24 protein-coding genes are annotated in these 24,739 nt (G+C 66.6%); 10 read left to right on the top strand and 14 right to left on the bottom strand.

The features are described from left to right. Window positions 1-143 precede the first annotated feature (143 nt). Complete coding sequence (locus JRI60_RS43590; protein WP_204221972.1) at window positions 144-1,010, top strand: SDR family NAD(P)-dependent oxidoreductase; 867 nt, start codon at window positions 144-146, stop codon at window positions 1,008-1,010. A gap of 77 nt (window positions 1,011-1,087) precedes the next feature. Next, entirely contained in the window at window positions 1,088-1,555 is a 468-nt protein-coding gene (locus JRI60_RS43585; protein WP_204221971.1) for a MarR family winged helix-turn-helix transcriptional regulator, read from the top strand. A 93-nt stretch (window positions 1,556-1,648) separates the two neighbouring features. On the opposite strand, the gene JRI60_RS43580 is transcribed toward JRI60_RS43585, so the two are convergent. Beyond that, window positions 1,649-2,857 (bottom strand): methyltransferase, encoded by a 1,209-nt coding sequence (locus tag JRI60_RS43580; protein WP_204221970.1) that lies wholly within the window; start codon window positions 2,855-2,857, stop codon window positions 1,649-1,651. 9 nt (window positions 2,858-2,866) lie between these two features. Continuing rightward, complete coding sequence (locus JRI60_RS43575; protein WP_204221969.1) at window positions 2,867-3,271, bottom strand: winged helix-turn-helix transcriptional regulator; 405 nt, start codon at window positions 3,269-3,271, stop codon at window positions 2,867-2,869. A gap of 211 nt (window positions 3,272-3,482) precedes the next feature. On the opposite strand from JRI60_RS43575, the gene JRI60_RS43570 reads away from it, so the two are divergent. Further along, a complete protein-coding gene (locus JRI60_RS43570) occupies window positions 3,483-4,427 on the top strand; it encodes an MBL fold metallo-hydrolase (protein ID WP_204221968.1) in 945 nt (314 codons plus the stop codon). Window positions 4,428-4,478: 51 nt separating this feature from the next. Here JRI60_RS43570 and JRI60_RS43565 read toward each other — a convergent pair whose 3' ends face one another. Both JRI60_RS43565 and JRI60_RS43560 read right to left on the bottom strand, forming a co-directional pair. Then, window positions 4,479-5,459, bottom strand: a complete 981-nt coding sequence (locus JRI60_RS43565) for a magnesium transporter CorA family protein (protein ID WP_204221967.1) — start codon at window positions 5,457-5,459, stop codon at window positions 4,479-4,481. 90 nt (window positions 5,460-5,549) lie between these two features. Next, a complete protein-coding gene (locus tag JRI60_RS43560; protein ID WP_204221966.1) occupies window positions 5,550-5,930 on the bottom strand; it encodes a response regulator in 381 nt (126 codons plus the stop codon). A 163-nt stretch (window positions 5,931-6,093) separates the two neighbouring features. Here JRI60_RS43560 and JRI60_RS43555 point away from each other — a divergent pair, with 163 nt between their 5' ends. Further along, on the top strand, window positions 6,094-6,723 hold the full coding sequence (locus JRI60_RS43555) for an RNA polymerase sigma factor (protein WP_204221965.1): 630 nt from the start codon (window positions 6,094-6,096) through the stop codon (window positions 6,721-6,723). 41 nt (window positions 6,724-6,764) lie between these two features. Here JRI60_RS43555 and JRI60_RS43550 read toward each other — a convergent pair whose 3' ends face one another. Both JRI60_RS43550 and JRI60_RS43545 read right to left on the bottom strand, forming a co-directional pair. Beyond that, a complete protein-coding gene (locus JRI60_RS43550) occupies window positions 6,765-7,277 on the bottom strand; it encodes a hypothetical protein (RefSeq protein WP_204221964.1) in 513 nt (170 codons plus the stop codon). Between the two features lie 97 nt (window positions 7,278-7,374). Then, the gene (locus JRI60_RS43545; protein WP_204221963.1) at window positions 7,375-9,222 is read right to left on the bottom strand and encodes a patatin-like phospholipase family protein; all 1,848 of its coding nucleotides are present in this window, start codon (window positions 9,220-9,222) and stop codon (window positions 7,375-7,377) included. 352 nt (window positions 9,223-9,574) lie between these two features. On the opposite strand from JRI60_RS43545, the gene JRI60_RS54800 reads away from it, so the two are divergent. Continuing rightward, window positions 9,575-13,093, top strand: a complete 3,519-nt coding sequence (locus tag JRI60_RS54800; RefSeq protein WP_204221962.1) for a serine/threonine-protein kinase — start codon at window positions 9,575-9,577, stop codon at window positions 13,091-13,093. After that, window positions 13,090-13,971, top strand: coding sequence for a methyltransferase domain-containing protein (locus JRI60_RS43535; protein ID WP_204221961.1), 882 nt, complete (start codon window positions 13,090-13,092; stop codon window positions 13,969-13,971). The genes JRI60_RS54800 and JRI60_RS43535 overlap by 4 nt, the downstream gene beginning before the upstream one ends. On the opposite strand, the gene JRI60_RS43530 is transcribed toward JRI60_RS43535, so the two are convergent. The 3 genes from JRI60_RS43530 to JRI60_RS43520 are packed head-to-tail and all read right to left on the bottom strand — an operon-like array spanning window position 13,955 to window position 16,487. Beyond that, a complete protein-coding gene (locus tag JRI60_RS43530) occupies window positions 13,955-14,770 on the bottom strand; it encodes an SDR family oxidoreductase (protein ID WP_204221960.1) in 816 nt (271 codons plus the stop codon). The genes JRI60_RS43535 and JRI60_RS43530 overlap by 17 nt on opposite strands. Then, on the bottom strand, window positions 14,767-15,519 hold the full coding sequence (locus JRI60_RS43525) for a lysophospholipid acyltransferase family protein (protein ID WP_204221959.1): 753 nt from the start codon (window positions 15,517-15,519) through the stop codon (window positions 14,767-14,769). Before JRI60_RS43525 ends, JRI60_RS43530 begins: the two co-directional genes overlap by 4 nt. Further along, a complete protein-coding gene (locus JRI60_RS43520) occupies window positions 15,516-16,487 on the bottom strand; it encodes a 3-oxoacyl-ACP synthase III family protein (protein WP_204229347.1) in 972 nt (323 codons plus the stop codon). The genes JRI60_RS43525 and JRI60_RS43520 overlap by 4 nt, the downstream gene beginning before the upstream one ends. Window positions 16,488-16,760: 273 nt before the next feature. Here JRI60_RS43520 and JRI60_RS43515 point away from each other — a divergent pair, with 273 nt between their 5' ends. Continuing rightward, window positions 16,761-16,922, top strand: a complete 162-nt coding sequence (locus JRI60_RS43515) for a hypothetical protein (protein ID WP_204221958.1) — start codon at window positions 16,761-16,763, stop codon at window positions 16,920-16,922. A 154-nt stretch (window positions 16,923-17,076) separates the two neighbouring features. Here the strand turns inward: JRI60_RS43515 and JRI60_RS43510 are convergent, their stop codons facing one another. Further along, on the bottom strand, window positions 17,077-18,321 hold the full coding sequence (locus JRI60_RS43510; RefSeq protein WP_204221957.1) for a YncE family protein: 1,245 nt from the start codon (window positions 18,319-18,321) through the stop codon (window positions 17,077-17,079). 204 nt (window positions 18,322-18,525) lie between these two features. Further along, a complete protein-coding gene (locus JRI60_RS43505; protein ID WP_204221956.1) occupies window positions 18,526-19,476 on the bottom strand; it encodes a hypothetical protein in 951 nt (316 codons plus the stop codon). Between the two features lie 286 nt (window positions 19,477-19,762). Here JRI60_RS43505 and JRI60_RS43500 point away from each other — a divergent pair, with 286 nt between their 5' ends. Both JRI60_RS43500 and JRI60_RS43495 read left to right on the top strand, forming a co-directional pair. Continuing rightward, entirely contained in the window at window positions 19,763-19,957 is a 195-nt protein-coding gene (locus JRI60_RS43500; RefSeq protein ID WP_204221955.1) for a hypothetical protein, read from the top strand. Between the two features lie 32 nt (window positions 19,958-19,989). Continuing rightward, the gene (locus JRI60_RS43495; RefSeq protein ID WP_204221954.1) at window positions 19,990-20,394 is read left to right on the top strand and encodes a hypothetical protein; all 405 of its coding nucleotides are present in this window, start codon (window positions 19,990-19,992) and stop codon (window positions 20,392-20,394) included. Between the two features lie 126 nt (window positions 20,395-20,520). On the opposite strand, the gene JRI60_RS43490 is transcribed toward JRI60_RS43495, so the two are convergent. The 3 genes from JRI60_RS43490 to JRI60_RS43480 are packed head-to-tail and all read right to left on the bottom strand — an operon-like array spanning window position 20,521 to window position 23,869. After that, window positions 20,521-20,802, bottom strand: a complete 282-nt coding sequence (locus JRI60_RS43490; RefSeq protein WP_204221953.1) for an acyl carrier protein — start codon at window positions 20,800-20,802, stop codon at window positions 20,521-20,523. Beyond that, the gene (locus JRI60_RS43485; protein ID WP_204221952.1) at window positions 20,799-22,289 is read right to left on the bottom strand and encodes a hypothetical protein; all 1,491 of its coding nucleotides are present in this window, start codon (window positions 22,287-22,289) and stop codon (window positions 20,799-20,801) included. The genes JRI60_RS43490 and JRI60_RS43485 overlap by 4 nt, the downstream gene beginning before the upstream one ends. Next, window positions 22,286-23,869 (bottom strand): amino acid adenylation domain-containing protein, encoded by a 1,584-nt coding sequence (locus JRI60_RS43480; RefSeq protein ID WP_204221951.1) that lies wholly within the window; start codon window positions 23,867-23,869, stop codon window positions 22,286-22,288. Before JRI60_RS43480 ends, JRI60_RS43485 begins: the two co-directional genes overlap by 4 nt. Before the next feature lie 270 nt (window positions 23,870-24,139). Between JRI60_RS43480 and JRI60_RS43475 the strand changes: the two genes are divergently transcribed. After that, window positions 24,140-24,727: a GNAT family N-acetyltransferase gene (locus JRI60_RS43475; RefSeq protein ID WP_204221950.1), complete on the top strand. Its 588-nt coding sequence runs from the start codon at window positions 24,140-24,142 to the stop codon at window positions 24,725-24,727. Window positions 24,728-24,739: the final 12 nt, after the last annotated feature.

The following is a 24,739-nucleotide window of genomic DNA, read 5'->3' as shown; positions in this document are numbered from 1 at the left end:
CATCCACTCGCGGCGTCCGCTCCTTCGTCGGCTCCACCCTCGCTCATCTCCGTCCAACATCGTTGACAAATATCAACATACAGGAGTAGTGGATATCCATCCACAATTCCTGTGGCCGGTATCTGCGCGAGGAGGAGCTGCGCATGTCGGACGCTCCCGTGTACATCATCACCGGTGCCACCCATGGCATCGGCCGTGCTGCCGCCATCGAGCTGGCTCGCCGCGGCGCGCACCTGGGCCTCGTCGTCCGCAGTGAGGCCAAGGCAGCCCAGACCCGGGCAGACATCCAACGCGAGGCACCCGGTGTCGCGGTGGATGTCTTCCTCGCTGATCTCTCCGTGCTCGACGACGTTCGCCGCGTGGCCAGACAGCTCGACGAGCACTACGCCCGCATCGACGTGTTGGTGAACAATGCCGGTCTGCACGCCTTCACCCAGCGGGTGACAGTGGACGGGCTCCCGGAAATGGTCGCCGTGAATTATGTTGCTCCCTGGCTGCTGACCGACCTGCTGCGCGACAAGCTGATCGCCTCGGCTCCGTCCCGCGTCGTCAATGTCGCATCCGACGCCCATCGGCAGGTCCGTACACTCGAGCCGGAGCGACACCTGCGTTCCACCGAGGACTTCAGCATGGCGGAGTCGTTCGAGCTCTATGCTCGCACGAAGCTGATGGACATCCTGTTTACCCAGGAGCTGGCCCGCCGGCTCGCCGGCACCGGGGTCACGGCCAACAGTTGCTGCCCCGGGCTCAACGCCAGCGGGCTCGGGCGGGAATCGAAGGTATTCAACGGGTTGGCGGGTCTTTTCTCCCGGTTGGGGATCCTGAGCCCCGCGCGGGGCGCCCGCATCCTCGTCCGTCTGGCGAGCGACCCGGAATTCAAGGAGGTGTCGGGTGGATTCTTCTCCACCACACGCCGCTTCCGCTCCCTGCCTCCGGCGCCCATTTGCCGCGATGCCGAACTGCAACGACGTCTGTGGCGGGCCACCGCCGAACTGGTTGGAAGGAGCTGAGCTCCCACCTCCCAGGCCGCTCCATCCGCCTGCCAGACACGCGCGACGTGTCTCCACGCATGGGGTATGTTCGGGGCGTGACGGGTGTGAAGCAGGAACGTGGTGTCGATGCCATTCGCGAACAACTCCTCGCCTCCGTGGGAGAGCAACTCGGTACGCTACTCTCCGCCGCCAGGGCATTGACGGCTGCCTCGGCCGCGAGGTTCCACCCTGACCTGCAGCCCGCTGCGTTTCACGTCGTGCGATGGCTCAGTGCGTTCGGTCCGGCCCACGCTGGAGCGATCGCCGAGGGCGTTGCCATGGACAAGAGCGCCGTGAGCCGACTGATACGCGACCTCAAGGCGGTGGGCATTCTTCAAGCGGCACCGGATCCGAATGATCGCCGCGCGACGATCCTGTCCCTGACACCACTGGGCGAGAAGCAGATGAAGAAGGTCTTCGAGCAGAAGGGGCAGGTGTTCCTCCAGAGGACCCAGCACTGGAGCAACGAAGAGCTCGCGACCTTCGCTGAGCTCTTGCGGCGCTTCAACACGCCGCCCCCGTGAAGGTCCGCTCGGGGGCCCGTGGTTCGAGGACATGTCAAAGGCCCAGCAACAGCGGGTTCCAGCTGCCAGTGGACGGTCACTCCTGGCATCCAGCTATGCCCGTGCGATGAGGGCGATGTTGCGGGGGGACAGGCGCGGGTCGAAGACCTGCAGGAGCTCGACCTGGAAGCCCATCTCCTCCAGGAGGATCGCGCGGTCGAGCAGGAGCACGACCTCCAGCGCCCTCGAGAACCGGTCCCGCAGCAGATGACAGAGGAGGAGGCGCCGCGTCTCGGGGCGGACGGACACCTCGAAGGCCTCCAGCCCGGCGTCCGTCATGCCGGTCTCGAGCCCCAGGCGCTCCAGCCGGTTCCTCGCATAGACGGCGAAGCTCCTGGCATAGAGCGCCCTGGGCGCATCTCCCGCCCGCACGAAACCGTGCTCGGGAAACTCCCTCCTCGCTAGGAGCTCGAACGCGAAGCGGTGCGCATACACCCGCTTCATCAGCGCGAACTCGGCCTCGCTCTTGTGGTGCCGTTCCCGCGTCGCCAGCGCCAGGGCGTACCGTGTGAAGGGGAGGCGGTGGGCTTCCCCGAAGCGGGAGACCGGGTAGTCCCGTGCGGCGTCCAGCTTGTCGTAGCAGCAGCCCACGTTCAGGAGGAAGCCCGCGTCCTGGCTCTTGCGAATCTGCGTGAGGGCGAGCGGCCCGCAGGTGTGCAGGCCGATCGAGGCCCGGTCCCGGCCGCGGAAGAACGGGTCGAGCTCGCTCTGCGGCCCATCCTCGACGGAGGCGTGGAGGAAGCCCAGCTTGTCCCGCGGCAGGCTCCGGTCTCTTCGCAGCCAGTCCCGGCCCTTCTCCTGCAGCGCGGCATCGCGATCGATGCTGTGGAAGGTCCAGTCGAAGGTCCTCACACAGAGCCGAGCGAGATGTCCCATTCCTCCACCGATGTCGACCGCCTGGCGGATGGCCCGCGTCCTCGGCGCGAGCAGGGCGAGGACCCGCTCGATCTCGTGGAGCTTCTTGGCGTTGAGCCCCTGGGCCTCCGCCGTGGTCAGCCCATGGACACCCTGGTGCCAGGGCAGCCCGGTCAGCGGATGAAGCGCGCGCAGGAGCGCGCGCAGCGACGCCGGTGGGTCTCCGGGAAGTTCCCCCTGGTCCAGCCTCCGTTCGCCCGTTTCATCGAGGGATTCCGCATAGGACATCCAGGAGTCGGGATAGGCGGCGCCAGACTCCGGCCAGTTCTGGAGGATGGAGCGAGACCAGAGCTCGGACCAGGGCCCGAGCAACTCGGAGAGCGCCTCCAGTCGAGCTCGAAAATCCATGGCTTTCCCTCACGTCTCCTGGCGCCCGGTCTCCTTCTTCGCGCGATCGAACGCGCCGCGGGCGCGCATCACCTCGGGACGATGGCGTTGGGCCCACAGGGCGAGCTCGGCCACGGGCGCGAGCAGGGTTCGTCCGAAGGGCGTGAGGTCGTAGTCGACGCGCGGCGGATTCGTCGGAAGGACGGTGCGCTTCACCAGGCCGTCGCGCTCCAGGCCCCGCAGCGTGAGGGTCAGCATGCGCTGTGAGATGCCCTGGATGGTGCGCTTCAGCTCGCTGAAGCGCTTCGTACCGTCTCCGAGGATGACGATCACGAGGACGCTCCACTTGTCGCCGACGCGGTTGAGGATCTCGCGCGTCGCCAGGCACTCCGCGTCGAATCTCCCGGTCATCTTGCCGTTCCCTAGCGACTTCAATGTGCCTCCTGCGCCGGTGGTGCCGGGGCACGCAAGATAGCCCGGCTTCCGTCAGGTAACCAGGTACTTGGAAGTAACCATGGGCGAGGCACCCGAGGCCGCACGCGACCGCGCGAAGGTGTTGCTGTTCCCTGGTGACTTCCATGTGCCTCCTTGTGGCGGGGTGCCCGGGTACGCAAGATGGCGCCGCTTCCGAAAAGGAACCAGGCACATGAAAGTAACCAGCGTCCCTCCCAGAACCCTCTTCGTCCTCGCCCTCACGTCCCTGCTGCTGGCGCTGCCCGCACGGTCGGAGCCGGCTGCGCGGCATGCGGATCCACTCGTGCGGGTCGATCGGCTCGAGAAGATCAGCGAGCACGTGTTCATCATTCCGGACGGCGGCGTCAGCTTCGTTCCCAATGTCGGCTTCATCCTCGGAGACAAGGCGCTCCTCGTCGTGGACACGGGAATGGGCTCACGCAATGGGGCCGCGGTGGCCCGGGTGGCGGCACGGCTCGCCGGCAAGCGCCGGATCTACCTGGTGACCACCCACGCCCACCCCGAGCACGACCTCGGCGCCGAGGCGTTTCCGGCGAACATCACGATGATTCGCTCGGCGGGGGAGGAGCAGGACATCGCGGAGTACGGCCTGTCGTTGGCGGAGATGTTCTCGGGCATGTCCAAGGTCAATGCCGAGCTGCTCCAGGGCGCCCGGTTCCGCAAGGCGGACATGACCTTCGCGAATACCCTCGACCTGGACCTGGGCTCGCTGCGCGTGCGCCTGCTGGCCTTTGGTGCCAACCACACGCGGGGCGATACCGGGGTCTGGATCGAGGCCGACCGGGTGCTCTTCTCCGGCGACGTGGCGATGCAGTCCCCGCCCGCGTTCGCCAGCCCCTCGTCCACCTTCGCCCATTGGAGGCAGACGCTCGAACAGGTGGAGGCCCTCGCGCCTTCCATCATCGTCCCCAGTCACGGGCCCGTGGGCGGCCTGGACTTCGTGGCGGGCGCTCGGACCTTCCTCACGGCCATCCAGGAGCGCACCGCCGCCGCCAGGAAGGCGGGACGCACCGTGGACCAGGCCGTCGCGGAGATCTCGGCCGAGCTGTCGGGCCGCTACCCCGACCCGCTTCGTCTGGAGTGGGCGGTCAAGGCCGCCTACGCGGAGTTCCCCTGAACCCGAACGGGGAGCGAACTTCGACCCGACCACCCTTCTCGGCCCGGATGGCTACCACCATCCTTTGCGCCTGGCCCAGACGAGCAGGGTGGCGGACATCGCCAGCATGACCAACAGCGCCATCAGCAGGAACCCGAAGTGGGTGCTCTCGCTGACGATGACGTTCATCCCGAGGATCGACGACAGGGCCGTGATTGGCAGGGTGACCGCGGCGATGACGGCCAGCCGTTCGGCGGCGATGGTCATCTTGGTATTGGTGCGTGCCTGGTAGAACTCGATGGTTCCCTGCAGGTAATCCTTCTGTGCGTCGGCCATGGCGCGCAGGCGATCGAACTGATCGACGATGTCCTCGACATACGACTGGCCCGCCTCCTGGAAGACAGCGAGGGCTGCCATCCGGCCATACACTTCCCGGCTGAGCGCGCACATCGTTCGGGCGGCCAGCAGGCCGTGGCGGGTCCTGAACATCTCTTCGAGGAACTGCTCGGGATCTCCGAGCTGCCCCGCAGTGACCCGCTGCTCCAGCTTCCAGACATCCCGGGTGAGCGCCACCGTGTGCTCACGCAGCCGGGCCGTCAGCGCGGAGACGATGGCGTGCGACAGCCGGTACGCGGATGTCGGGCGCAGCCGGCCCGCTTCGATGCGCCCCCGCACGGCCCGGACTTCGACCATGGCGGCGTCGAGGCTGACCGCCGGGTTCAGCGGACCGTGGACGGTGACGAGGTAGTTGCGGCCGATGAACTGGTCGAGCTCGACGTAGTGCACATGTCCCCTCGCTCCCAACTCTGGAGCATGCAGGACGACGAACACGTGGTCGGCATACACGTGCACCTTGGGAACCGGGTTGCGCTCCCTGCAGTCACGGACGGCCAACGGATGGAACTTGAACACCTCCGCCAGGACTCGCTCCGCCTCGGCATCCCAGGTAGGGATGTCCACCCAGACCAACCCGTCGTCGCGGCCGAGCAGAGCGGCAAGCGCGTCGACCGGGTGCTGCTCGATGGCTGTGGGAGACAGAAACCTGATATCCAATCCGAGTCCCTCCTCCGGGGCATGACGCCGCTCCAGGGAGAGATAGCATGCCGGGATCGGCCTGGCTCGGTGGCTTCGGCTCCCGGTGATTCACGCTACCGAGGCCAGCACCGGGTCATCCTGGGAGTTCGCGAGCAACTGATCGATCCGGGTGATCAGGGCCGAAAGCTCACAGGGCTTGGGCAGGAACACCTCGCCGTGCGGAACCAGGAGATCCACCTCACTGCTGTGGATGATGAGGGGGATGTCTCGGAGCTGCTCGTCCGAGCGCAGCCTCCGGCAGAGCTCGAGCCCGTTCATTCGAGGCATCGACACGTCCGTGATGATGAGATCCGGCTGAAGCCGCGGAGCGAGTTCCAGTGCCTCTTGTCCATCCGGTGCGCTGGTGATGGAGAAGCCCAGCTGCTCCAGGAGCTCGGTGTAGATCTCGATCAGGTCCAGGTCATCGTCGACCAAAAGGATGCTCTTCATGCTCTCTCGCTTCGAATGAGCAGCTGGGGGGCTGCCCGGCTTACAAATGGATCGGTTCGCGAGATCGCCGATGTGAACGAGAATCCGTGCGGTACTCGTCAATTCGCACGGAGATGTCTAAATCTCCCTGGGGGGACATCCCCACCTTGCCTGGAGGGGCGGCATGGACCCGAGCGCACGTCAGGCCTTGGAGCAGCGGATCCGTGAGTGCTGCCAGCGCGGAGACACCGAGCAGGCCGTCAAGATTGCCCTGGAAGGCCATGGGCCGGAGTTCCTGCGGTTGCTCGGCTCGATCCTGCACGACCGGGAGCTGGCGAGGGATGCTTACGGTGCCTTCAGTGAGCGCCTGCTGCTCGACCTCCCAGACTTCCGCTGGGAGTGCTCCTTCAGGACCTGGGCCTACCAGGTGGCGAGGCACATCGGCTATCGCATGGCCGCCTCGTCGGCTGGCCGGGAGGAGCCGGTGAGCCATGGCGCCTTCCAAAAGGAGGTGCAACCCGAGCGGAGTCAGACGAGCCCCTGGCTCCAGACCACGGTCAAGGCCCGTTTCCGGGCGCTCCGTGAGCAGCTCACCCCGCATGAGCAGACCATCCTGATGCTCCGGTTGGATCGCCGGATGTCCTGGCTCGACGTGGCGCGGACCCTGGCCACTCCGGACGAGCAGCTATCGCCTGTGGATCTCAACCGCAGGGCCGCCGTCCTACGCCAGCAGTTCCAGCGCATCAAGGACCGCCTCCGCGAGCTTGCCCGGGAGGCGGAACTGTTCTCCTCCCAGACACCTGCACCCTTCTAGATGAAGCCGGCGGAGGTGCTCTCCGCGGCTTCGTCCTCGCGCTAACGGGGTGCAGGCAGTGGGGTGGGGAGCTCCGTGGTGATTCCACTCAGGATGTCGAGCGTGGTGGTCTTCCCGTCATCCACCATCCTCTTCAAATAGAGGAGCGTGCGCTCCAGGGTCATCTGCCCGGCATTGAGGACCTGGATGCCGCCATACATGCCAGCGAGCAGGACCTGCCTGGCGACATCCGAAAGACTCAAGCCCATCATCAGGCCCCAGTAGAAGTGGATGCCCAGGAAGAAGCCCTGGCCTCGGGCGTAGACCAGGAAGAGGGTGATGAGCTGGGATTCGCGTTGGCGTGCGAGCTCCCTGTACTGCTCCTGGCTCTGGTTCGCCGGCTTGTAGAATTGCTCCTCGAGGGTGTTGATGAACCCCATCGAGTCCGGGAGCTTCTGCCCGATTCCCGTGCGTGCGCTGTCTAGCAGGGTCTGCTCCTTGAAGTCCTGGCGGAGCTTCTTGAGGTCGTCGTTATTGAGAATGGCCTTGAGTGACTTGTCTCCATTCTTTTGCAAGGCTACACGCTCCATCGCAGCATCGAATCCGCTCTCTCCAAACATCACATCGTCCTTTCCATCTGCTCTTCCAACAACACACCTCACCTCGTTCTTCTCAAGAAACCGAGGGCCGGGAGTCAGCCCCGCGGACCTGACCGTGGGTACTGCGAAGTGCCTCCCAGTGCGCCGCGAACTCCTCGACCTTCGCGAGCAGTGCTTCATCCCTCTGGGCCTGCTGGATGAACTCATCCGGTCTGAGGAACTCGGTGGCCCGGAGCGGGGAGGATTCGTGCGGCGAGATCTGGTAGGCACTGGTGCTCATCCTGGCCCCGAGCCCACCGTTCGCATGGAGCATCTGGCTCCCGCTGGAGAGCAGATCCTGCCATCGGCCCATGGGATTGATCCCCTTGATGAATCGTCCGATGGGGCCGGGGATGAGCTGACGGTAGCGGCGGATCTGCGCCGGGTAGCAATTACAGGAGAAGGTCAGATCCGCTCCGAAGTAGGGGAGCCACAGGGCAGGTAGATTGTCCGCGGTGCCTCCGTCCACGAAGTGCCGTGGCGGCAGGAGGGTGGGTCCCCACATGCCGGGTGCGGAGCTGCTGGCGCGGACCGCCAGGGACACCGGCCCCCGGGTGAAGGCCATGGCCTTGCCGGAGGTGATGTCCGTGGCCACCGGGTGCAGGCGCACCGGCAGTTGATCCAACTGGACCGGGCCCAGATCCTTCTCGAGGAGGTACTCGATGGGCAGGGTGGTGAGGATGTTGAGGAGCACGAGCAGGCTGACCTGCCCTTGCGTGCACCGCTCCCGGAAGAGCCGCAGCCCGGCTGCTCCGCGCACGCTGTAGTACGCCCCCATCACCGAGCCGATGCTGCTGCCGGTGATGACGTCGATGGGGACCTTCCTGCGCGTCAGCTCTTCGAGGATGACATAGTGGTAGAAACCCCAGGCTCCTCCTCCACTCAGGCCGAGGCCCACGCGGCGGTGGGTGACCGCCCGGGCCCACCGGGAGAGCTCCTCCCGCGCCTGGCCCTCGAGCTCATCCGGATCGGTGTCGCTCCCTTGGAGGACCTCGTTCGGAAGATGCAGCCAGCAGCCGCGCTGATGCAGCAGCAGCTCTTCTGGGCTGTACGCTCCCTCCAGCCCGGCATGCAAGGGTCTCTGGGACATCGGCATGAGCATGGTGACGAGGGTGTCCTGCCCGTTGTCCCGCTCGGACCGTGACGGCAGCTCGCGGGTGAGTTGGATGGTGAGTGGGTGGGCCGCTGGATGGCGCGCGAGGAGCTGGGCGGAGTCCTCGTCGGCGAAGATGTAGTCGAAGGCGCTGGGATCGAAGGGCAGGCGCTCATCCACCATCCAGACCTGGAGCAGACCTGGGCGCGTGTTCCCCCTGGGCGTGAGACCCCGGCGGTTGCCCTTTCTCACCAGCAGGACCCTGTCCCCGAAATCGGCGGCGATGGTTCTTGCCAGGAGCTCCGTCAGCGCCGGGAGGTTCAACCCCCTCGGGCCGGTCAGCCGGAGCACATCGAACTGCTCGGGATGCTCGGCGAGGGCGACCTGGAGACGCTCCCCCAGGGCGGCACATCGGGGGATGGCTTGCGCGAACAGGTGATGGGCGTCCTCACACCTGACGAAGAGCACCTGCGCCCCGTCTGGCGATCCGCCATATAGGGACAGAGGCGCCGTGGCCTCTTCCAGGCTCTCCTCCACTCCGAAGACGGAGCTTCTTCCCAGGGTGGCGATCCTGGTTCCGGAGCGAGACCGCAGCTCCAGCAGCCCATCCAGCACCACCCAGAAACCGGAGAGCTTCTCTCCCACCTCGCAGAGCCGTTCTCCTGGCTGGCATGGCCGGGTCTGGCTCGAGCGCAACAGTTGCAACAGCAACGAGGGGCCAAGACCTGATAGATCGGAGTGATTCAGTGCGGCCAGTGACTTCGCATGGGCCAGCAGCAACTCGCTCACATTCGTCCTGTGGAGTCTCTCTCGTGACGGACGGCGTGCTCGGGTGAATCTCGTCAAGTTCATCAAGTCACCTCTCAATAGGGAGGGACACGAGATCGTTTTTTGTGAGTGACGCCGCCTCCTCGTACGCAGTCAGAGCACTGAACGTAGGGGATGGCACCTTTCAGCCCGGCGGACTCGGCAGGAATCGAGTCCGTTCTCCGTCAATTCATTGAGAGGGAGTTTGGGTTGAGGGAAGACCGAGATGGCTGGACACGCCGTGCCGTTGGATTCGCCTTCCGCGGGGAATGAGAAATGGGGCCCTCCGTCCATTCCTCGGCCCCTCGAGGTGGGCAACCGGTATCGGCTGCTCATGGAGCTGGGACACGGTGGATTCGGGTCCGTCTATCTGGCGAGGGATCGGCTCGGCGGTCTGGTGGCCCTCAAGCAGCTCCATCCAGGTCCGTACAGACGAGCCCTTCAACTGGCGCGCGAGTTCGAGCTCCTCGCCTCGTTGAGGCATCCGAACATCATCAGCGTGCTGGACTATGGCTTCGACGGTCAGCGGCGGCCCTATCTGGTCCTGGAGTTCCTCGAGGGCGCCCAGACCATCACCGAAGCGGCCTGGGAACTGCCGAGGAAGGTGCAGGCGGAGCTGCTGAACCAGATGCTCCAAGCGCTCCTCTACCTGCACAGGCGCGGCATCATCCACCGCGACCTCAAGCCCGGCAATGTCCTGGTGGTCGATGGGCAGGTCAAACTGCTCGACTTCGGGTTGGCGATTGGCCCGGAACAGCGGGCCCGCTCGTTGCGCTCGGGAACACGGGGTTACCTCGCTCCAGAGCTCCTCCGGGGGGAGCCTCCCTCCGTGCTGTCGGATCTCTATGCCGTCGGGGTGATCGCCCATGAGCTCTTCTTGGGAAGGCATCCGGACGAACGGCGAGGGCTCCCCCGTGAAGTGGACGATGGGAGCCTCGAGTCGGACCTCGCCTGGTTCGCAGCTCATTCTCTCACGCAGGAATTCGAGGCGGCGCTCGAGATGACTCTCCACCAGGATTCGGATGCTGTTGATGCGCTCGAGCCGGAGTTGGCGAGGTTCCTCCGCAAGCTGCTGGCGTTCGCACCGCATGACCGGTTCCAGAGCGCCGAGGTGGCGATTGCCGCGCTCTGTGAATCCGTGGGGCAGGCTCTCCCCGTGGAGACGGTCGCCACCCGGGAGAGTTTCCTGCAAGCGGCTCGCTTCATCGGACGGCAGCATGAGCTGTCGCGGTTGGGGCAGGCGCTCGACGCCGCGGAGGGGGAGCACCGGGGGAGTGCGTGGTTGGTAGCCGGAGAGAGCGGCGTGGGCAAGTCCCGCTTGCTGGCCGAGTTCCGCATCCTGGCGCTGGTCCGGGGCGTGCCGGTCCTGCGCGGGCAGGCCATCAACCGAGGAGGCAATCCCTATCAGCCCTGGCGGGAGGTGTTGCGGCAACTGGCCCTCCTCTCCGTCCTCGAGGGGCGGGAGGCCAGCATCTTCAAGCCGCTCGTGCCGGACATCGGCGCGCTGCTCCAGCGCGAGGTTCCCGAGCCCGAGCCCCTCAGTGCGGAAGTGGCCCACCATCGCCTGCTCGCCACGGTAGAGGAGATCTTCAGTCGGCTGCCCCATCCCACGGTGATCATCCTGGAGGATCTCCAGTGGGCGGACAGTGCCACCCTGTCCTTGCTGTCCCGGCTCGCCAGCTCGGCCCCGAAGGCGCGGCTGCTCCTGCTGGCCAGCTACCGGGATGACGAGCGGCCCACGCTGCTCCGGGAGTTGCCCTCGATCCAGGTGCTGAAGCTGCCGCGGCTCTCGTCCGCGGAGATAGCGGCGCTGAGTGAGTCCATGGTGGGGCCGGGCGGGCAGTCGCCCCGCGTGCTCTCCCTGCTCGAGCGGGAGACGGAGGGTAATCCCTTCTTCCTCGTCGAGGTGATCCGCGCCCTGGCGGAGCAGAGCGGGATGTTGAACCGCATTGGCCACGAGCCCCTGCCCGACAGGGCCTTCGTCGGCGGGATGCGCTCCATCGTCCAGCGGCGGCTCGGAAAGGTCCCACCCGGCGCGCGCGAACTGCTCCAACTGGCAGCCATCATCGGGCGGGACATTCACGAGGACCTGCTGCGTGCGGCCGAACCCTCGGTGGATCTGCCGGCCTGGCTGGGCGAGTGCGCCGACGCCGCAGTGCTCGAGGTGACCGGAAACCGATGGCGCTTCGCGCATGACAAGCTGCGGGAAGGTCTGGTGGACAGCCTCTCCCCGGAGCTCACGCGCGCGCTGCACCGTAAGGCCGCGGAGGTGATCAGCGCGGTGCACCGGGACGCGGCGGAGTGGGTGGCCGCGCTCGCCCACCATTGGGGGCAGGCGGGTGACGAGACCCGCGAGGCGCACTACTCCGAGCTGGCGGGCGAGCAGGCCATGTCCGTGTATGCCTGCGCGGTGGCCATCCCGTACTTCCAGCGAGCCCTCGCCTTCGCCGGGTCCAGGGGGGAGGGGGCCCTGCGGCTCGGTCAGCTCGAGGGGAGGTTGGCGGAGACCTGGTTCCTCGTCGGAGACCTGCAGCAATGCCGCGTCCATGCTGAGCGTGCCCTGCGGCATCTGGGCTGGCCGCTCCCTCGGAGCCAGAGGGGCTGGCGGCTGGGTTTCCCCCTTCAGGTGCTCGAGCGGGTCCTCCAGTTCGCCACCCCCTGGGCATTCACGGTGAAGTCGAGCGAGGAGCGTCTGAAGCGCCGCGAGGCGGGGCACCTGATGGTGCGGATATGCGAGCTCTTCTTCTACCTCCAGGAGCCGGACCACCTCCTCTGGTCGGGTTTTCGGATGCTCAACGTCCTGGAGCCCAATGGTCCGTCGCCGTGCCTGGCACGGGGTTACATCTCCATGGCGACGGTGTTGAGCAGCCTGCCGGTGCTGCGTCCGGTGGTCGAGTCCTGGTGCGCGCGCGCCGTGCAGATGGCCGAGCGCGTGGGGACCCCCGCCGACCTCGCCTTCACCCTGGTGCGCAGCGCCGTCTGCGGGATCGGGCCGGCCCGGTGGAGAGAGGTGGAGGTGTGGGTGGAACGGGCCCGGCGGCTCGCGGATGAGGCCCGGGACTTCCGGCAGTCGGAGGAGAGCCGCGTGGTGATGTCGATGGCGGTGCAGTACCAGGGGCGTTTCCGGCGCTGCATCCAGCTTGCGGATGAGCTGGAGGCTTCCGCGCGGCGGAGGGGCGCCATGCAGACGCGGCTCTGGGGTGTGCTGGTTCGGGCGGGTGCCCTGGTCCGCCTCGGCCGCTCCGAGGAGCCGCTCCAGGAGCTGGATGTGGAGCTGCCCTGGATGGAAGCCCACGCTGGTGTCTCGGAGAAGGTGGTGATGCAGGGGGTGCTGGCCCTGGCACTGCTGCGGCGAGGCCAGGAAGCACAAGCACTCGAGGTGGCGAAGCGGGGCCTGGACCTGCTGCGGGGCATGCGACCGGTGGCGTACTGGATGCACACCGGGGTGAGTCAGGTGGCCGAGGTCTACCTGACGGTCTGGGCGCAGCGGGGTGGCGGGACTCCGCCGGGCCAGGAGGAACTGGTGCGTGCGGCGCGTGAGGCCTGCAAGGCCATGAGGGCGTTCGCCCGCGCCTTCCCCTTCGGACAGCCGTTCGCTCTGCTGTGCAACGGGCTCGAGGCCTGGCTCTCCGGGCGTTCCGAGGCCGCGCACCGCGCCTGGAGGCGCTGCGTTCAGCGCGCCGTGGCACTGGGGATGCCCTACGAGGAAGGCCGCGGTCGCTTCGAGCTGGGGCGCCATCTTCCCCGCGAGGCTCCGGCCCGGCGCGCCCAGTTGCTGCGTGCGCGGGAGCTCTTCGCTGAGCTCGAGGCCGCCGATGATCTGACCCGAGTCGAGGCCGAGCTGGCCCGATGACCTGTACGGTGCCGGTGGGTGACGTCGAGGTGCTGGCCTGTCCCGCCTGCCTGGGGAAGCTCGCGCGGGAGGGGAGGGCGAGCGGAGGGCTGCTCGAGGAGGGCTGGCTGTTCTGCTCGGGGTGCGGCTCCTGCTGGCCGGTGGTGGAGGGCCTGCCCCGGCTGTTCCGGGAGCAGGAGGTTCGTGGAAAGGATCGCCTCCTGCGCGCCATCTACGACGGGCTCCCTTCGCTGCATGATCCGCTCACCACCCTCCTGACACCCCTGCTGCAGGGCCGCTCGGAGGCGGAGCTCCGCGAGCGCTATGTGTCCCGGTTCGAGCTGGACGCCCTGGTGCCGCGACCTCGGGGGCAGCCCTTGCGCATCCTGGAGGTGGGGATCGGCGCCGGCGCCAATCTTCCGCTCCTCACCCGGGCCTTGCCCCCCGGGCTCGAGGTGGAGGTGTGGGGGGTGGATCTCAGTACAGGCATGCTCGGTTGTTGCCGCGAGCGCCTGGCTCGGGAGGGCCACTGGGGCGTGCGCCTGCTCCTGGCGGATGCCCATGCCCTGCCGTTCGCGGACCATACCTTCGACCGGGTGTTCGAGATCGGTGGGATCAACGGCTACCGGAATCCGGGGCGTGCGCTCGCGGAGATGGCGCGGGTGGCTCGTCCTGGCACTCCCCTGGTGGTGGTGGACGAGCAGCTCGACGCGGGGGCGCGCTCCCTCCGAGACAGGGTGGCCTTCCGGCTGCTCACCTTCTACACGCGGGAGCCCCACTGCCCGCGGGAGCTGCTGCCTCCGGCGGCGGTGGATATCGTCGAGGAGCAGCTCAGCCGCTTCTACTTCTGTCTCTCCTTCCGGATGCGGCCGGAGGAGCCGGTCACCTGCGCTCGTTGAGCAGGAGGTCGAGAAGACGCAGCGTCATTCCGCCGGTGAAGTCGATGGTGGCCCCGTTGAACCACTCCGTCTCGTCCCCCACGAGCGTGGAGACGAAGCGGGCCACCTCCTCGAGGGTGCACATGCGTCCGGCCGGATTCATCTGGCAGTGGGCCTCTTCCAGCCGGGCCAGGACGTCCGGGGCATAGACGTGGCGGATGGCGGGCGTCATCACCGTCCCGAACTTGAGCAGATTCACGCGGTGCCCCAGGGGGCCGAGCTCCAGAGCCAGATGGCGCACGTAGATTTCCAGCGCGGCCTTGGCCGCGGTGATGGCACCGCAGTTGTGCAGGAGGGATTCGGTGAGCGGGTTGGTCAGTCCCAGCAGCCGGGCAGAAGGCGCGAGGAGATCCTTCGCTACCAGGGCCTGGGCCCAGTAGACGAAGGAGTGGGCCATGGCCTCGAAGGTGCGCGCGAGCTGGCGGGGGTGGAGCTGATTCTTCCCGTCGGAGACGAAGCGCCCCACCGAGCCACTGGCGAGCGAATGGACGAAGAGCTTGATGGAGCGGGGTCCCGCGGTGGCGAGCAGGGTCTCGGTTCCCTGCGCCGCTCCCTCTGGAGTGCCGGCATCCGCGCGGACCATCAGCATGCGTCTGCCGGTGGCGAGCACCTGGCGCTCCACCTCGGCGGCCTGTTCGAGGTAGCGGCCCCGGTGCATGCCGAAGACGTGCAGTCCGGGCTGCCTGGCCACCTGGTGGGCGATGGCGGCGCCCGTCCCCGAAGAGGCGCCCAGGATGATGGCCCACTGCTCCTGACTCATGTGTCATCTCCCATCGTGCGTGCACGGTTCAGCAGGGACTGGACCGCTCCGCCCACCTCTCGATGCAGCTCCATCAGCGCCGCGCGGTCATTGGGGTCGACCCGCCCGCCGAGGTGCTGGTGGATGGGCTGGCCCACGCACTGGGTCATCCGCACCGGGAGCGGGAGCGAGAGGGGCCAGAGCCCGGTGGCGCCGAGACCCAACCAGACCGGCAGCCCCCAGGGCGCGCCGAGCCGACGGCCGAGCTGGTATCCATCGTTGAGCCCGATGAAGGCGTCGTCCATCCCATGCCCGGCGACGGGGACGATGGGCAGGCCGTAGCGGATGGCCAGGCGCAGGTAGCCCAGCCGCTCGCCCCAATCCACCCGGTAGCGGTGACGGAAGCTCCGGCAGCCCTCGCGCGTCCCTCCCGGCTGGACGAGGATGTGCTCGCCGCGCGCCACCGCCGCTGCCAGCTCTGGCCCGTCCCGCGTGACGAAGCCGAGGCCCTCCTTCAGCCAGCGGAGCGCAGGATGCTGGTCGAAGGCTTCATGGATGATGCCATGGGGCAGGTAGCCCAGCCGCTCGTGGAGGACGGTGGTGAGCATGCACTGGTCGAACGCCAGGGGACGGCCGTGGTAGGCGACGATGAGCCGGGTGCCCGGCTCGAGCAGGGTCTCCAGGCCCAGGATCCGGTAGCGGTGGTACCTACGCAGCAGCCCGAAAGTGGCCAGCCAGGCCGTTCGGAGGGTGCTCCCATCACGTTTCATCCACCCACCTGGTAGAGGATGGCCCCGTAGGAGATTCCGGCTCCCACGCCGAGCATGAGGAGCCGGTCACCCGGGCGCACGGGGCGGGTGCGCAGGAGGCGATCGAGGCTGAAGGGGATGGAGGCCGCCGCCACGCTGCCGATCTCCTCCACCACCGGCACGACCCTGGCCGGCTCGATGGCATACCGCTCGATGATGCCGAGGAGCATGGTGCCGTTGGGCTGGTGTGGCAGCACCCACTCGATGTCACCGAGCTGGAAGCCAGAGCGCTCCAACACCTGGGAGGTGGCGCGGTCCAGGGCCTCGAAGACCACGCGGAGCATGTCGCGGGGGACGGTGTGGAACCGGACACCCTCCACGCGCCCGGTGCGCAGGGGATGTTCGAGCACTGTATCGGGCGGCTGGCTGCCATCGTTCCCGAACGCCGCCGCGAGGACTCCCTCACCGGGCCATGGCCCGGGCCCCAGCACCACAGCCGAGGCTACGTCCCCGAAGATGAGATAGGGGCGCGGCTCGGTGGGGGAGATGGCCCTCGAGTTGTACTCCACCGTGACGATGCCGACGGGACCCAGTCCGGTCGCCACCGAGCGCGCGGCGACATCGAAGGCGGACAGGAAGCCCATGCAGGCGTTGTTGAGGTCGAACGCGTCACACGAGCCGGACAGCCCGAGCGCAGCGGCCACCCGGTTCGCGGTGGCGGGCACGAGGGTGTCTCCGCCGGACGAGGAGACGAAGAGGATGCGGCGGAGTTCGGTCGCGGCCAGCCCGGCCTGCTCCAGGGCGAGGCGGAGGGCCTGGGCGCCCAGGTCAGCCATGCGCGTGCCGGGTGGGGCCCAGCGGCGGGTGCGAATCCCGGTCTTCTGCTCCAGCGCCTCGGGATCTCGCCCCACTTCCCGTGCCAGCTCCGCCGTGGTCACCACTCGTTCCGGGAGCACGCTGGCCGTGCCCAGGATGCGCACCGGGAGCATCACGTTTCCGCGCGGGCTCGCCTGATCCGCTGCCCTCATGGTCGTTCCTCCGGGGGGAGCAGCATGACTCCTCGTGCCCCCTTGCATCAGCTCCGCGGAAGGGGTGGTGTGACCTTTTGATCAGACCCGGCGGCGGATGAGCCTGCCCCGATTTTGTGGACACACCCAATAAGTCGGCTACACGAGAGGTAGTGTCCAAGGATAACCCCAGCTGCAGATGGAGCGCGACTTCCTGAAAAAAGCAGCGGCCTTCTTCGCGAAGGAGGGCTCGACGTGAAGTTCGAGTTCACCGAGACGGAAGAAGGGGCGGCGGTGGCTCAGTCCGGAAGGGTGAGCGTCACGCTCTGGGACTGGACGTGGCACTTGCCATCGTCCACCGAGACGGATTGCCGCGCGGCGCGCTGGCCGTCGGCGCTCGTGGCCGTGATGACGTAGGCGCCCGCCTGCTCATACCCGGTCACCCAGGAGTCGCAGTTGCCCTGCCGCGGCTCGCTCCCATTGCACAGGGTCGACCCGTGGGGGGCCGGGGAGGGTGACCTCCCTGGCCTACCCGACCACTCACCGGTCCGGGCCCTCTTCTGCCAGTTCTTCAGGGGAAGAGCGACGCCGCGAGTTTCGCGGTGCGCGCACGCTGCGGGTGGTCGCCGACGGGGATGCGGGCCACCTCCTGCTCGGTCGCGTAGGAGATGACCGACACGGTGTCGTCGCCAGCCACCGAGACATAGCAGTAGTTTCCGTCGGTGCTGCTCGTCGCCCAGTAGGTCCGCGCGCCGAGCGGGTGGATGCGGTAGCGGAGCGTCTCGCGTGAGACGATCGCCGCGTAGTTGGACATCGTTCCCGCCACGCAGAGCTTGGTCCCATCGCCGCTCATCGCGAGTCCGTGGTGGGCGGAGTCGAGGATGTACTGGTCGCGGCGCAGCGCTTGGGCCTCCTCGGAGACCGGCAGGTGGGCAAGCCGCGTCACGCGATCCTCCTCCAGGTCGTACTCCACGAAACCGTGGAAGAACGACACCTGGAAGTAGAGGAACCGCTCGTCGGGGGACAGCGCCATCGGCCGGACCGCCGCGCTCATGTCGGGCATCCCGATCGCGGCAAGCTTCTGGCGCATGTTCAGCCTCTTGAGGACCTGCAGCGTGTTCGCATCGACGATCTGGAAGATGCGATTACCCTTGGTGCCGTCCATCTCTGGGGTATCGAACGGCGTGTAGACGAAGCCGATGCTGGCATTGAAGATCTTGCTGCCGTCGCGGGAGTAGTTGTTCTCGTGCGGGCTGTCCCCCGCGGAGAAGGAGCCGACGATGTTCCCCGTGGCGGTGTCGATGATGTTCACGCGGTTCGCCGTCGAGGCCGAGACGGCGAGCCGGGTACCATCCGGCGAGATGGCCATGTGGTCGGCGCGCTGACCGTCGACCCGCGTCCGCCAGCGGATCTTGCCGGTGCTCAGATTGATGGCAACGACGTCCGCGAAGCTGGGTCGCGAGACGTAGATGACCTGCCCGTCCTTCGAGGCGAACATGTCATCCACGAACTGATCGTGGCCCTCGCCCACTTGCTCGCGGATGAGCAGGAAGTACGTCAGGCGCGCGGGGTCGAGCATGATTTCCGTCATCCGCTCGCCATGGTCCGGAACCACGTTGATGCGGCGAAGCCGCTGGTAGGTCTGCACGTCAATGACGTCGGCGGTCCCGTCCCAGTTGTTGCCGACCAGCAGGACGTCGCGCATCGGCGTCTGGGCGGCGGCACTGAATGAGACCCACATCGATACGGCGGCGAACAACGAAACGGCTCGAGCGCACCATCGGTTCAGGCTCGCGCCCACTTGCAGGGTAGCCATGGTCGGACCTCCTCAGGACGAGTCAGCGTTGCAGTCAGAACCGCAACGGATGGGGAGTACCAAGCCACGCCGCGACATCGCCCCCACCGAAGGGAGGGGAAATGCCCTCAGCCGGCTCGCCGAGCCTGGTGCGGGGAGCGGCGGTGGGCTTCCCGCCCCCCATCCTGAGCTTCTGAGCGGGGCCTCGCTGCCTTCCGGTGGCCCCTACCACTCACGATCCTTGGAGAGATTCGTGTACGAGCACGTGAAGTGGAAGAAGAACAGCAGCACGAGCGACACCAGGACCCGGAACTGCTGCTCACCGATGCTGGAGAAGCCATAGGTGCCGGTTCGGCGATTGTAGGTGAACGTGGCGGCGTTGAGCTCTTCCTTCAGCGACACCTGCTTGAGCTTGACGCTGCCTTTCACTGGAATGGCGGATTGGATGTCATCGCCGCGGCGCTTCTGCGGAGGACGTGAGGGCAGGGCCATCGTACCGCTCGTGGGATACTGGAGGGCGAAGGGATCCTGGCCCTCCAGTACCGTCGTGGGCCGGGTGAACGGTATGCTCCAGTCAGGGCTGAACTTGAGGCCGCCGGCGATCGAGATATCGGCGAGGTGAATCTCGATGCGGTCGATGTACTCTTCGTAAACGGCCGAGTAGAGGATCTTGAGCTGGCCGTTGAAGGGCACCCATCCGGTCTTGGGCGTGATGGCCAACGTACCGACGAGCTTCATCGCACAGGTCCGGATCGGATCGGTCGGCCGCCACGGACGCACGCCGCCAGTCAGGTCATCCTTCGTGTTCCAGATCTCCAGCTGGGCTCCCGTATACTCTCCCCACATCGCGTCCTGGAGTTCCCCCAGGCCGTTGTTCACCATGGTGGATAGCAGACCGCCCACCCCTTCCCGCTTGGGCTTCTTGAAATTATAGCTGAGCGAGGCGTTGCATTTGAATTTGATATCCAGATAGGAATTGATCAGATCGGTCAACGCCGAAGTTGGGAAGATCCGGCCGAGGTACTCTCGCGCGATGTATTTGCCGACATCATCGAGCTTGACGCTGACCTTCGCGCCGCCTCCCGTGGTGGTGACGGAGATCTTCATCCCGAAGAGCTCGAACGGAATCGTGGCGCTTGGCACGCGAATGACGCGACCGCCGGGGAGTATCAGCATGGCTCTTGCTCTCCTTGCCCATCGCGGCGGTGCATTGTCCCGGTCCGCCGGGCACTCAAAAGAACACAGCCGCGTCAACCCCGGCAAGCACTCTCCCTGGCCGTGCGGCCTGTGAAGACCTTCCCAAGATTCTCGGAGTCCGAGCATGCCGCATCGCCGTCTTCGATTGTGAATGGACTGGCTGGTGCATTCCAGGGAGGACTCAGTATAGTCCGCTCTGCGATGCCACTCCGCACGGGCTCCGGCGCTGGATGGATTGAGGGCAGGGGGAGTGTTCGAGCCCACCATGCACACACAGACCCAGAAGGAACGTTTCCAGGCCGCCGGGCAGTGGTGGGGCACCTTCCTCGACGAGTTGCGGGTCGTCTGTTCGAGGTGCGAGCGGACCGCGCTCGTGCTCCCGCTGAATGCCGATCACCGGCACCTGGGCTTCCTCGATGCCTTCGTCCAGGCCTCGCTCCGTGAGCGCGAGCTACGGTGAACCCTACTGTCCACGTAACCGGAGCAAGCCCCATGACAGACAAGCAGGTCTTCCAGGACGCGTACTTCACCGTCCTCGTCGACGAGCGGAGGAGCATCGTCCGCACCGTTCGCAGCAGCACACCCTTCGCCTCACTCGAGGAGCTCGACGGCATCTTCGCGCGGCTCGGTGCCGCCCTGGATGCACTGGGGCGCTCGCGGTACGCACTGCTCGCCGATCTCCGGGCTGGCCCCGGCCGGAACGATCCCGAGTTCGAAGCCGTCATGGAGCGCCACCACCGCCCTCGCTGGACCGGCGGCTTCCGGAAGGTCGGCGTGCTCGTGCGCAGCAACGTGGGACTGATGCAGATCCAACGCCACGCCCGGACCGATGGCTTCGAACGGATGATCTCCAAGGACGAGGACGAACTGCTGAAGTACCTCACCCAGGACGACTAGGCACGGCAGAAGGGCCTGTCTAGCCGAGCGTGGTGATGAGGCCGCCCTCGACTCGCGGCGTCCTCTCCTTCAGCGGCTGAATCCCGGCGCGGCAATCGGCGCGTAGCGTCTCCGCGTCGCTCCCCCTCAACGCCTGGCCGACATGCCTCCCGCCGCTGGACGCGGCATCGGGGCGACGAATCCTTCGATCAAATCGACCGAATCGAACATCGCGATGTCGAAGTCGACGTAGGCGAAATCGATTCCGAACTCCGTTTCGAGGAACGTCACCAGCTCCACGGCCGACATCGAGTCCAGTCGTCCGCTCTGGAACAGCGATTCGGAGTCCGAGAAGTCCGTGTTGCCGGCATGCCCCTCCAGCAGTCCGGCGATGAAGCCCCGGATTTTCTGTTTCGCATCACCGCTCATGTCGCCCCTCCACAAATGAAGAACAGGAATCTGAAGCGTTCCGACAGGGAGAGCGTTCTGTCTTCATGTCCGAAGACATACAGAACCAGGAAGAAGAGCCAGACTCCGGTGCAAGGAAGCACCCAATGCCTGACGAACGAACCGCCGGGTCGACTCTTCCTCTGGCGGCTCTGTGAAATCCCCACCCCCAGCGCCAGAACCAGACAATAGAACAGGTAGCTCTGGTATCCGGCCACCGCGCCATACCAGCCGTGTTTGATGACCTCGTCGATCTCCCGCATGAAGTGGAAGAGCGCGTTGCCCACTCCGGCGGCCATGAAGGTGGCGAAGAACATCCGCAACCGGGGGTGACGTTTGAAGCACCGCAGGAAGGTCGGATAGAAGAAGAAGTCGGCCAGCAACTCCTTGAAGTAGAAGTAATACCGGTTCCAGAACTCCGCGAGCGAGCGTGCCTCCAGGGGACGCCACATGTTCCGCGGCAGCCGGAATCCCGCGATCCGGGCCGAGCCGATGATCGTATGGCTGAAGATCGCCATCCCCAGGGCGAGGTCGACGCTGGAGAGCACCAGGCTCGCCCAGCCGGTCCATGGACTGAAGCTCCTTCCCCCGGTGAGCCAGGCGATGGCCTCGGCGAACCAGGGAATACCCAGCTCCTGGTGGACAAGGGTGCTCCATGCCTCCCGGGCGTACAGGAGCACGCGCGCCCAGAGCAGCAGCTTGAGGCCCTTGAGCTGGGTCACCGCCAGCTCCTCGGCGGTCCTGGCCTCGAATCTCGCCAGATAGGCCGCGCCCTTTCCAAAGGAAACGCTGGTCGAGCCCCAGAACGGCCGGAACAGTCCGAGGTGCTCGACCACGGAGACCGGTTTCCTGGAGCCCTGGTCGCGTAGCGCGTAGCAGATGAACCAGAAGTAGGCCCCCAGCGTCATGGCCAGCGCCCACAACGCGATTCCTTCGACACGGCCCGTGGTGGCGGTCGCGGCCGCCACGAGGAGCGAGAAAATGCCCAGCAACAGGAGTACCGGCCAATGCGCGAGCTTCGAGTCGATGAACCGCCGGTGGAGCGCTAGCAGCGCGGTCGCGAGCCCGAAGACCGCGAGCGTGGCGCCATACCCCAGGAAGAGAACGGCCTTCGGATGTTCGATGCCCGCGTTCTTCGCCAGCCCCCCCACGGCGTCGAGCGAGTTGAACCACAAGGGACCGAGTGCGAGCACGGCGAAGGTCGATAACGCGACCAGCTTCATCCGATGCTCCGCGACATACGCGCATGCGGCGGCGCCGAGCATCACCGGAAGCCAGTACCGCCAGGAGTATTGAAGGGACAGCAGCGTCCCGAAGCCCAGGATGATCAGCAGGCGGCCGAGGGTCGTCCGCGAGAGCTCGACGATCCGGGGCTGGGCCTCCACCGCGAAGAGGCGCCGGATGCCGGATTGCCCGCTCTCCAGTGCCTTCGCCGGAACGGCCGCGCCGGAAGTCAGGGTGGCGCTCATCGGCTCTCCTCCTCGAGCAGGCCCCGCAGTTGTTTGCGATCGACCTTCCCGTTCGGGCTGAGCGGCATGTCGGAGAGCCGCTCGATGCGATGAGGAACCATGTACTCCGGCAGCCGCTGCGCCATCCGGGCGAGGACATCCCGCACGGGAGGCATCTCGCCGCTGACGAAAGCGACGATTCCCTGGGCGGCTCCTTGGATGGGCCAGGCCAGCGCGGCCACGAACCCGGCCTGGGTGACGACGCGCAGGTGCGCCTCGACTTCCTCCAACTCCACCCGGTGGCCCAGGATCTTGACCTGATGGTCGACCCGGCCAAGGTGATGCAGGCAACCGGCTTCGTCGCGGCGGGCAAGGTCGCCCGTCAGGTACCAACGTTTGCCATTGATCGTCGGAAACCGGGACTCCGTGAGCTCGGGCTCTCCCAGGTAGCCTCGCGCGAGCTGTGGCCCGCTAATCGCCAGCTCTCCATCCTGGCCGGGGGCGAGGAAGTTCAGTGACTCGTCGACGATCGCCACTTGCGTACCGGGCAGGGGCATGCCGATCGCGATCACATCGCGCCCGGGGGTCTGGATGGGATGCGTGCTGTAGCACAGTGCCGTGCAGGTGACGGTGGCTTCGGTCGGCCCGTATAGGTTGTCAATCACACTGTTGGGCGCCGCTTCCGCCCACGCCCTCGCGGCGGCCACCGACAGGGATTCACCGCCAAACATCGAGCAGCGGAGGCTGGGGAGCACGCCCGGGCGCAGCGCCCGTGTCCGCTGCGCCAACCCGATGATCGATGGAACGGAGACCCAGACGGTCAATTGCTTGTCACGGATGAATCTGACCGAGTTCATGATCTGGTTGCGCGGCAGCACATGCAGCGACGCGCCAGCGCCCCAGGTCAGGAACATGTCGTGGACCGAGACGTCGAAGTTCAGCTCGCAGGTCTCGGGGAGACGGTCTTCGGGCGTGAACCGGTAGCGGTCCATCATCATCGTCAGGTAGTGATGGACGGCTCCCGCGGAGATCATCACCCCTTTCGGAACACCGGTCGTTCCCGAGGTGAACTCGATGTAGGCCAGATCGTCCGCCGACACGTGGGCGGGGGCATCGAGCGCCCTGGCATCCGGCAACGCCCGGAGCCCATGGAGCCACTTGCCGCGCATCGCGGGTGTCTTCTTCAGGACGGCCGGATCCGGCACGAGGAGCAGGTTGGGACAGGCCTCGAGCACGCGCTCCGACAACAGGCGTGCGCCTTCGGCGTCGGTGATCAGGGCATCGAGGTGGCACAGCGAGAGCACGGTCCGCAGCCGCTCTTCCGGAAGTCTCGAACCCAGGGGGACATACGTCGCGCCAGACCATGCCGCACCGAGGACACCGATACAGGCCTCGATGCTGCGCGATGCCAGGATTCCGACACGCCATTGCCGCTCATGTTGGATACCAGGAGCGAGCGTGGTGGCCAGGACGCACGCGACCCGCCGGGCCAGTGTCGCCAGCTCGCGATAGGTCAGCTCTTCGCCATCGGCCGAGAGCGCCAGTCTGTCCGGGGACTCGATGCTGTTGCGATGGAGCGGGAGCGCGAGATTGTAGTTCATCGTGTCTGGCGGGGTGATGACTGAGGGCCGCGAAGCGGAATCTAGGTTTGGGTGCCGGCCGCGGCCCGTGTCATTCCACGGCATGTGTTTCCCCCCTGGGCAAATCGGTCCGAGGTTGCATTCTTCCCAACGCCGGGCTGCCCGAGAGGGCTGGAGCGAAATGGGCGCATGCGCATCTCCCGCGATGGTTCGTTGGTGTTCGGGACCACTGGATGCAGTGCTGAGTTCCCGACGGGGACGACGCATGCCTTTTTGGTATATCTTCAGGGCATGCAAAGCCCCTACAGCGTCTCCGCCGTGCAACACCGAGCGGAGCTCGAGCAGATCCTGGTCTTGCAGCGGAAGAACCTGAAGCAGGAGCTGGCGGCGGAGGAGATGCGCTCGCAAGGCTTCGTGACCGTGCGGCACGAGCTGCCGGAGCTGGAGCGGATGCATGCCCTGGCTCCCAGCATCGTCGCCCATCAGGGCCATGAGCTCGTGGCCTATGCCCTGATGATGCCGCGCGAGTGCCGTGACTTGATGCCCGTGCTGGTGCCCATGTTCGAGCTCCTGGACCGGCTCGAGTACCGGGGCAAGCCCCTGAAGGAGCACCGCTTCTACGTGATGGGGCAGATCTGCATCGACAAGGCCCACCGTGGCAGGGGGCTGTTCGAGCGGCTCTACCACGAGCACCGCGAGCTCTATCAGCAGCGGTTCGACCTCATCGTGACAGAGGTCTCCGTCCGCAATCACCGCTCGCTGCGGGCGCATGAGCGGGTCGGCTTCCAGACCCTCCACACCTACAGGGATGAGACGGACGAGTGGGCGGTCGTGGGCTGGGACTGGAGTCTCTCGCGGGCGGGCGGACAGACGCCGTAGCTGACCGAGCTT

Source organism: Archangium violaceum, from assembly GCF_016887565.1.
Classification (GTDB): Bacteria; Myxococcota; Myxococcia; order Myxococcales; family Myxococcaceae; genus Archangium; species Archangium violaceum_B.
This window is presented reverse-complemented; position numbering and strand designations above follow the sequence as displayed.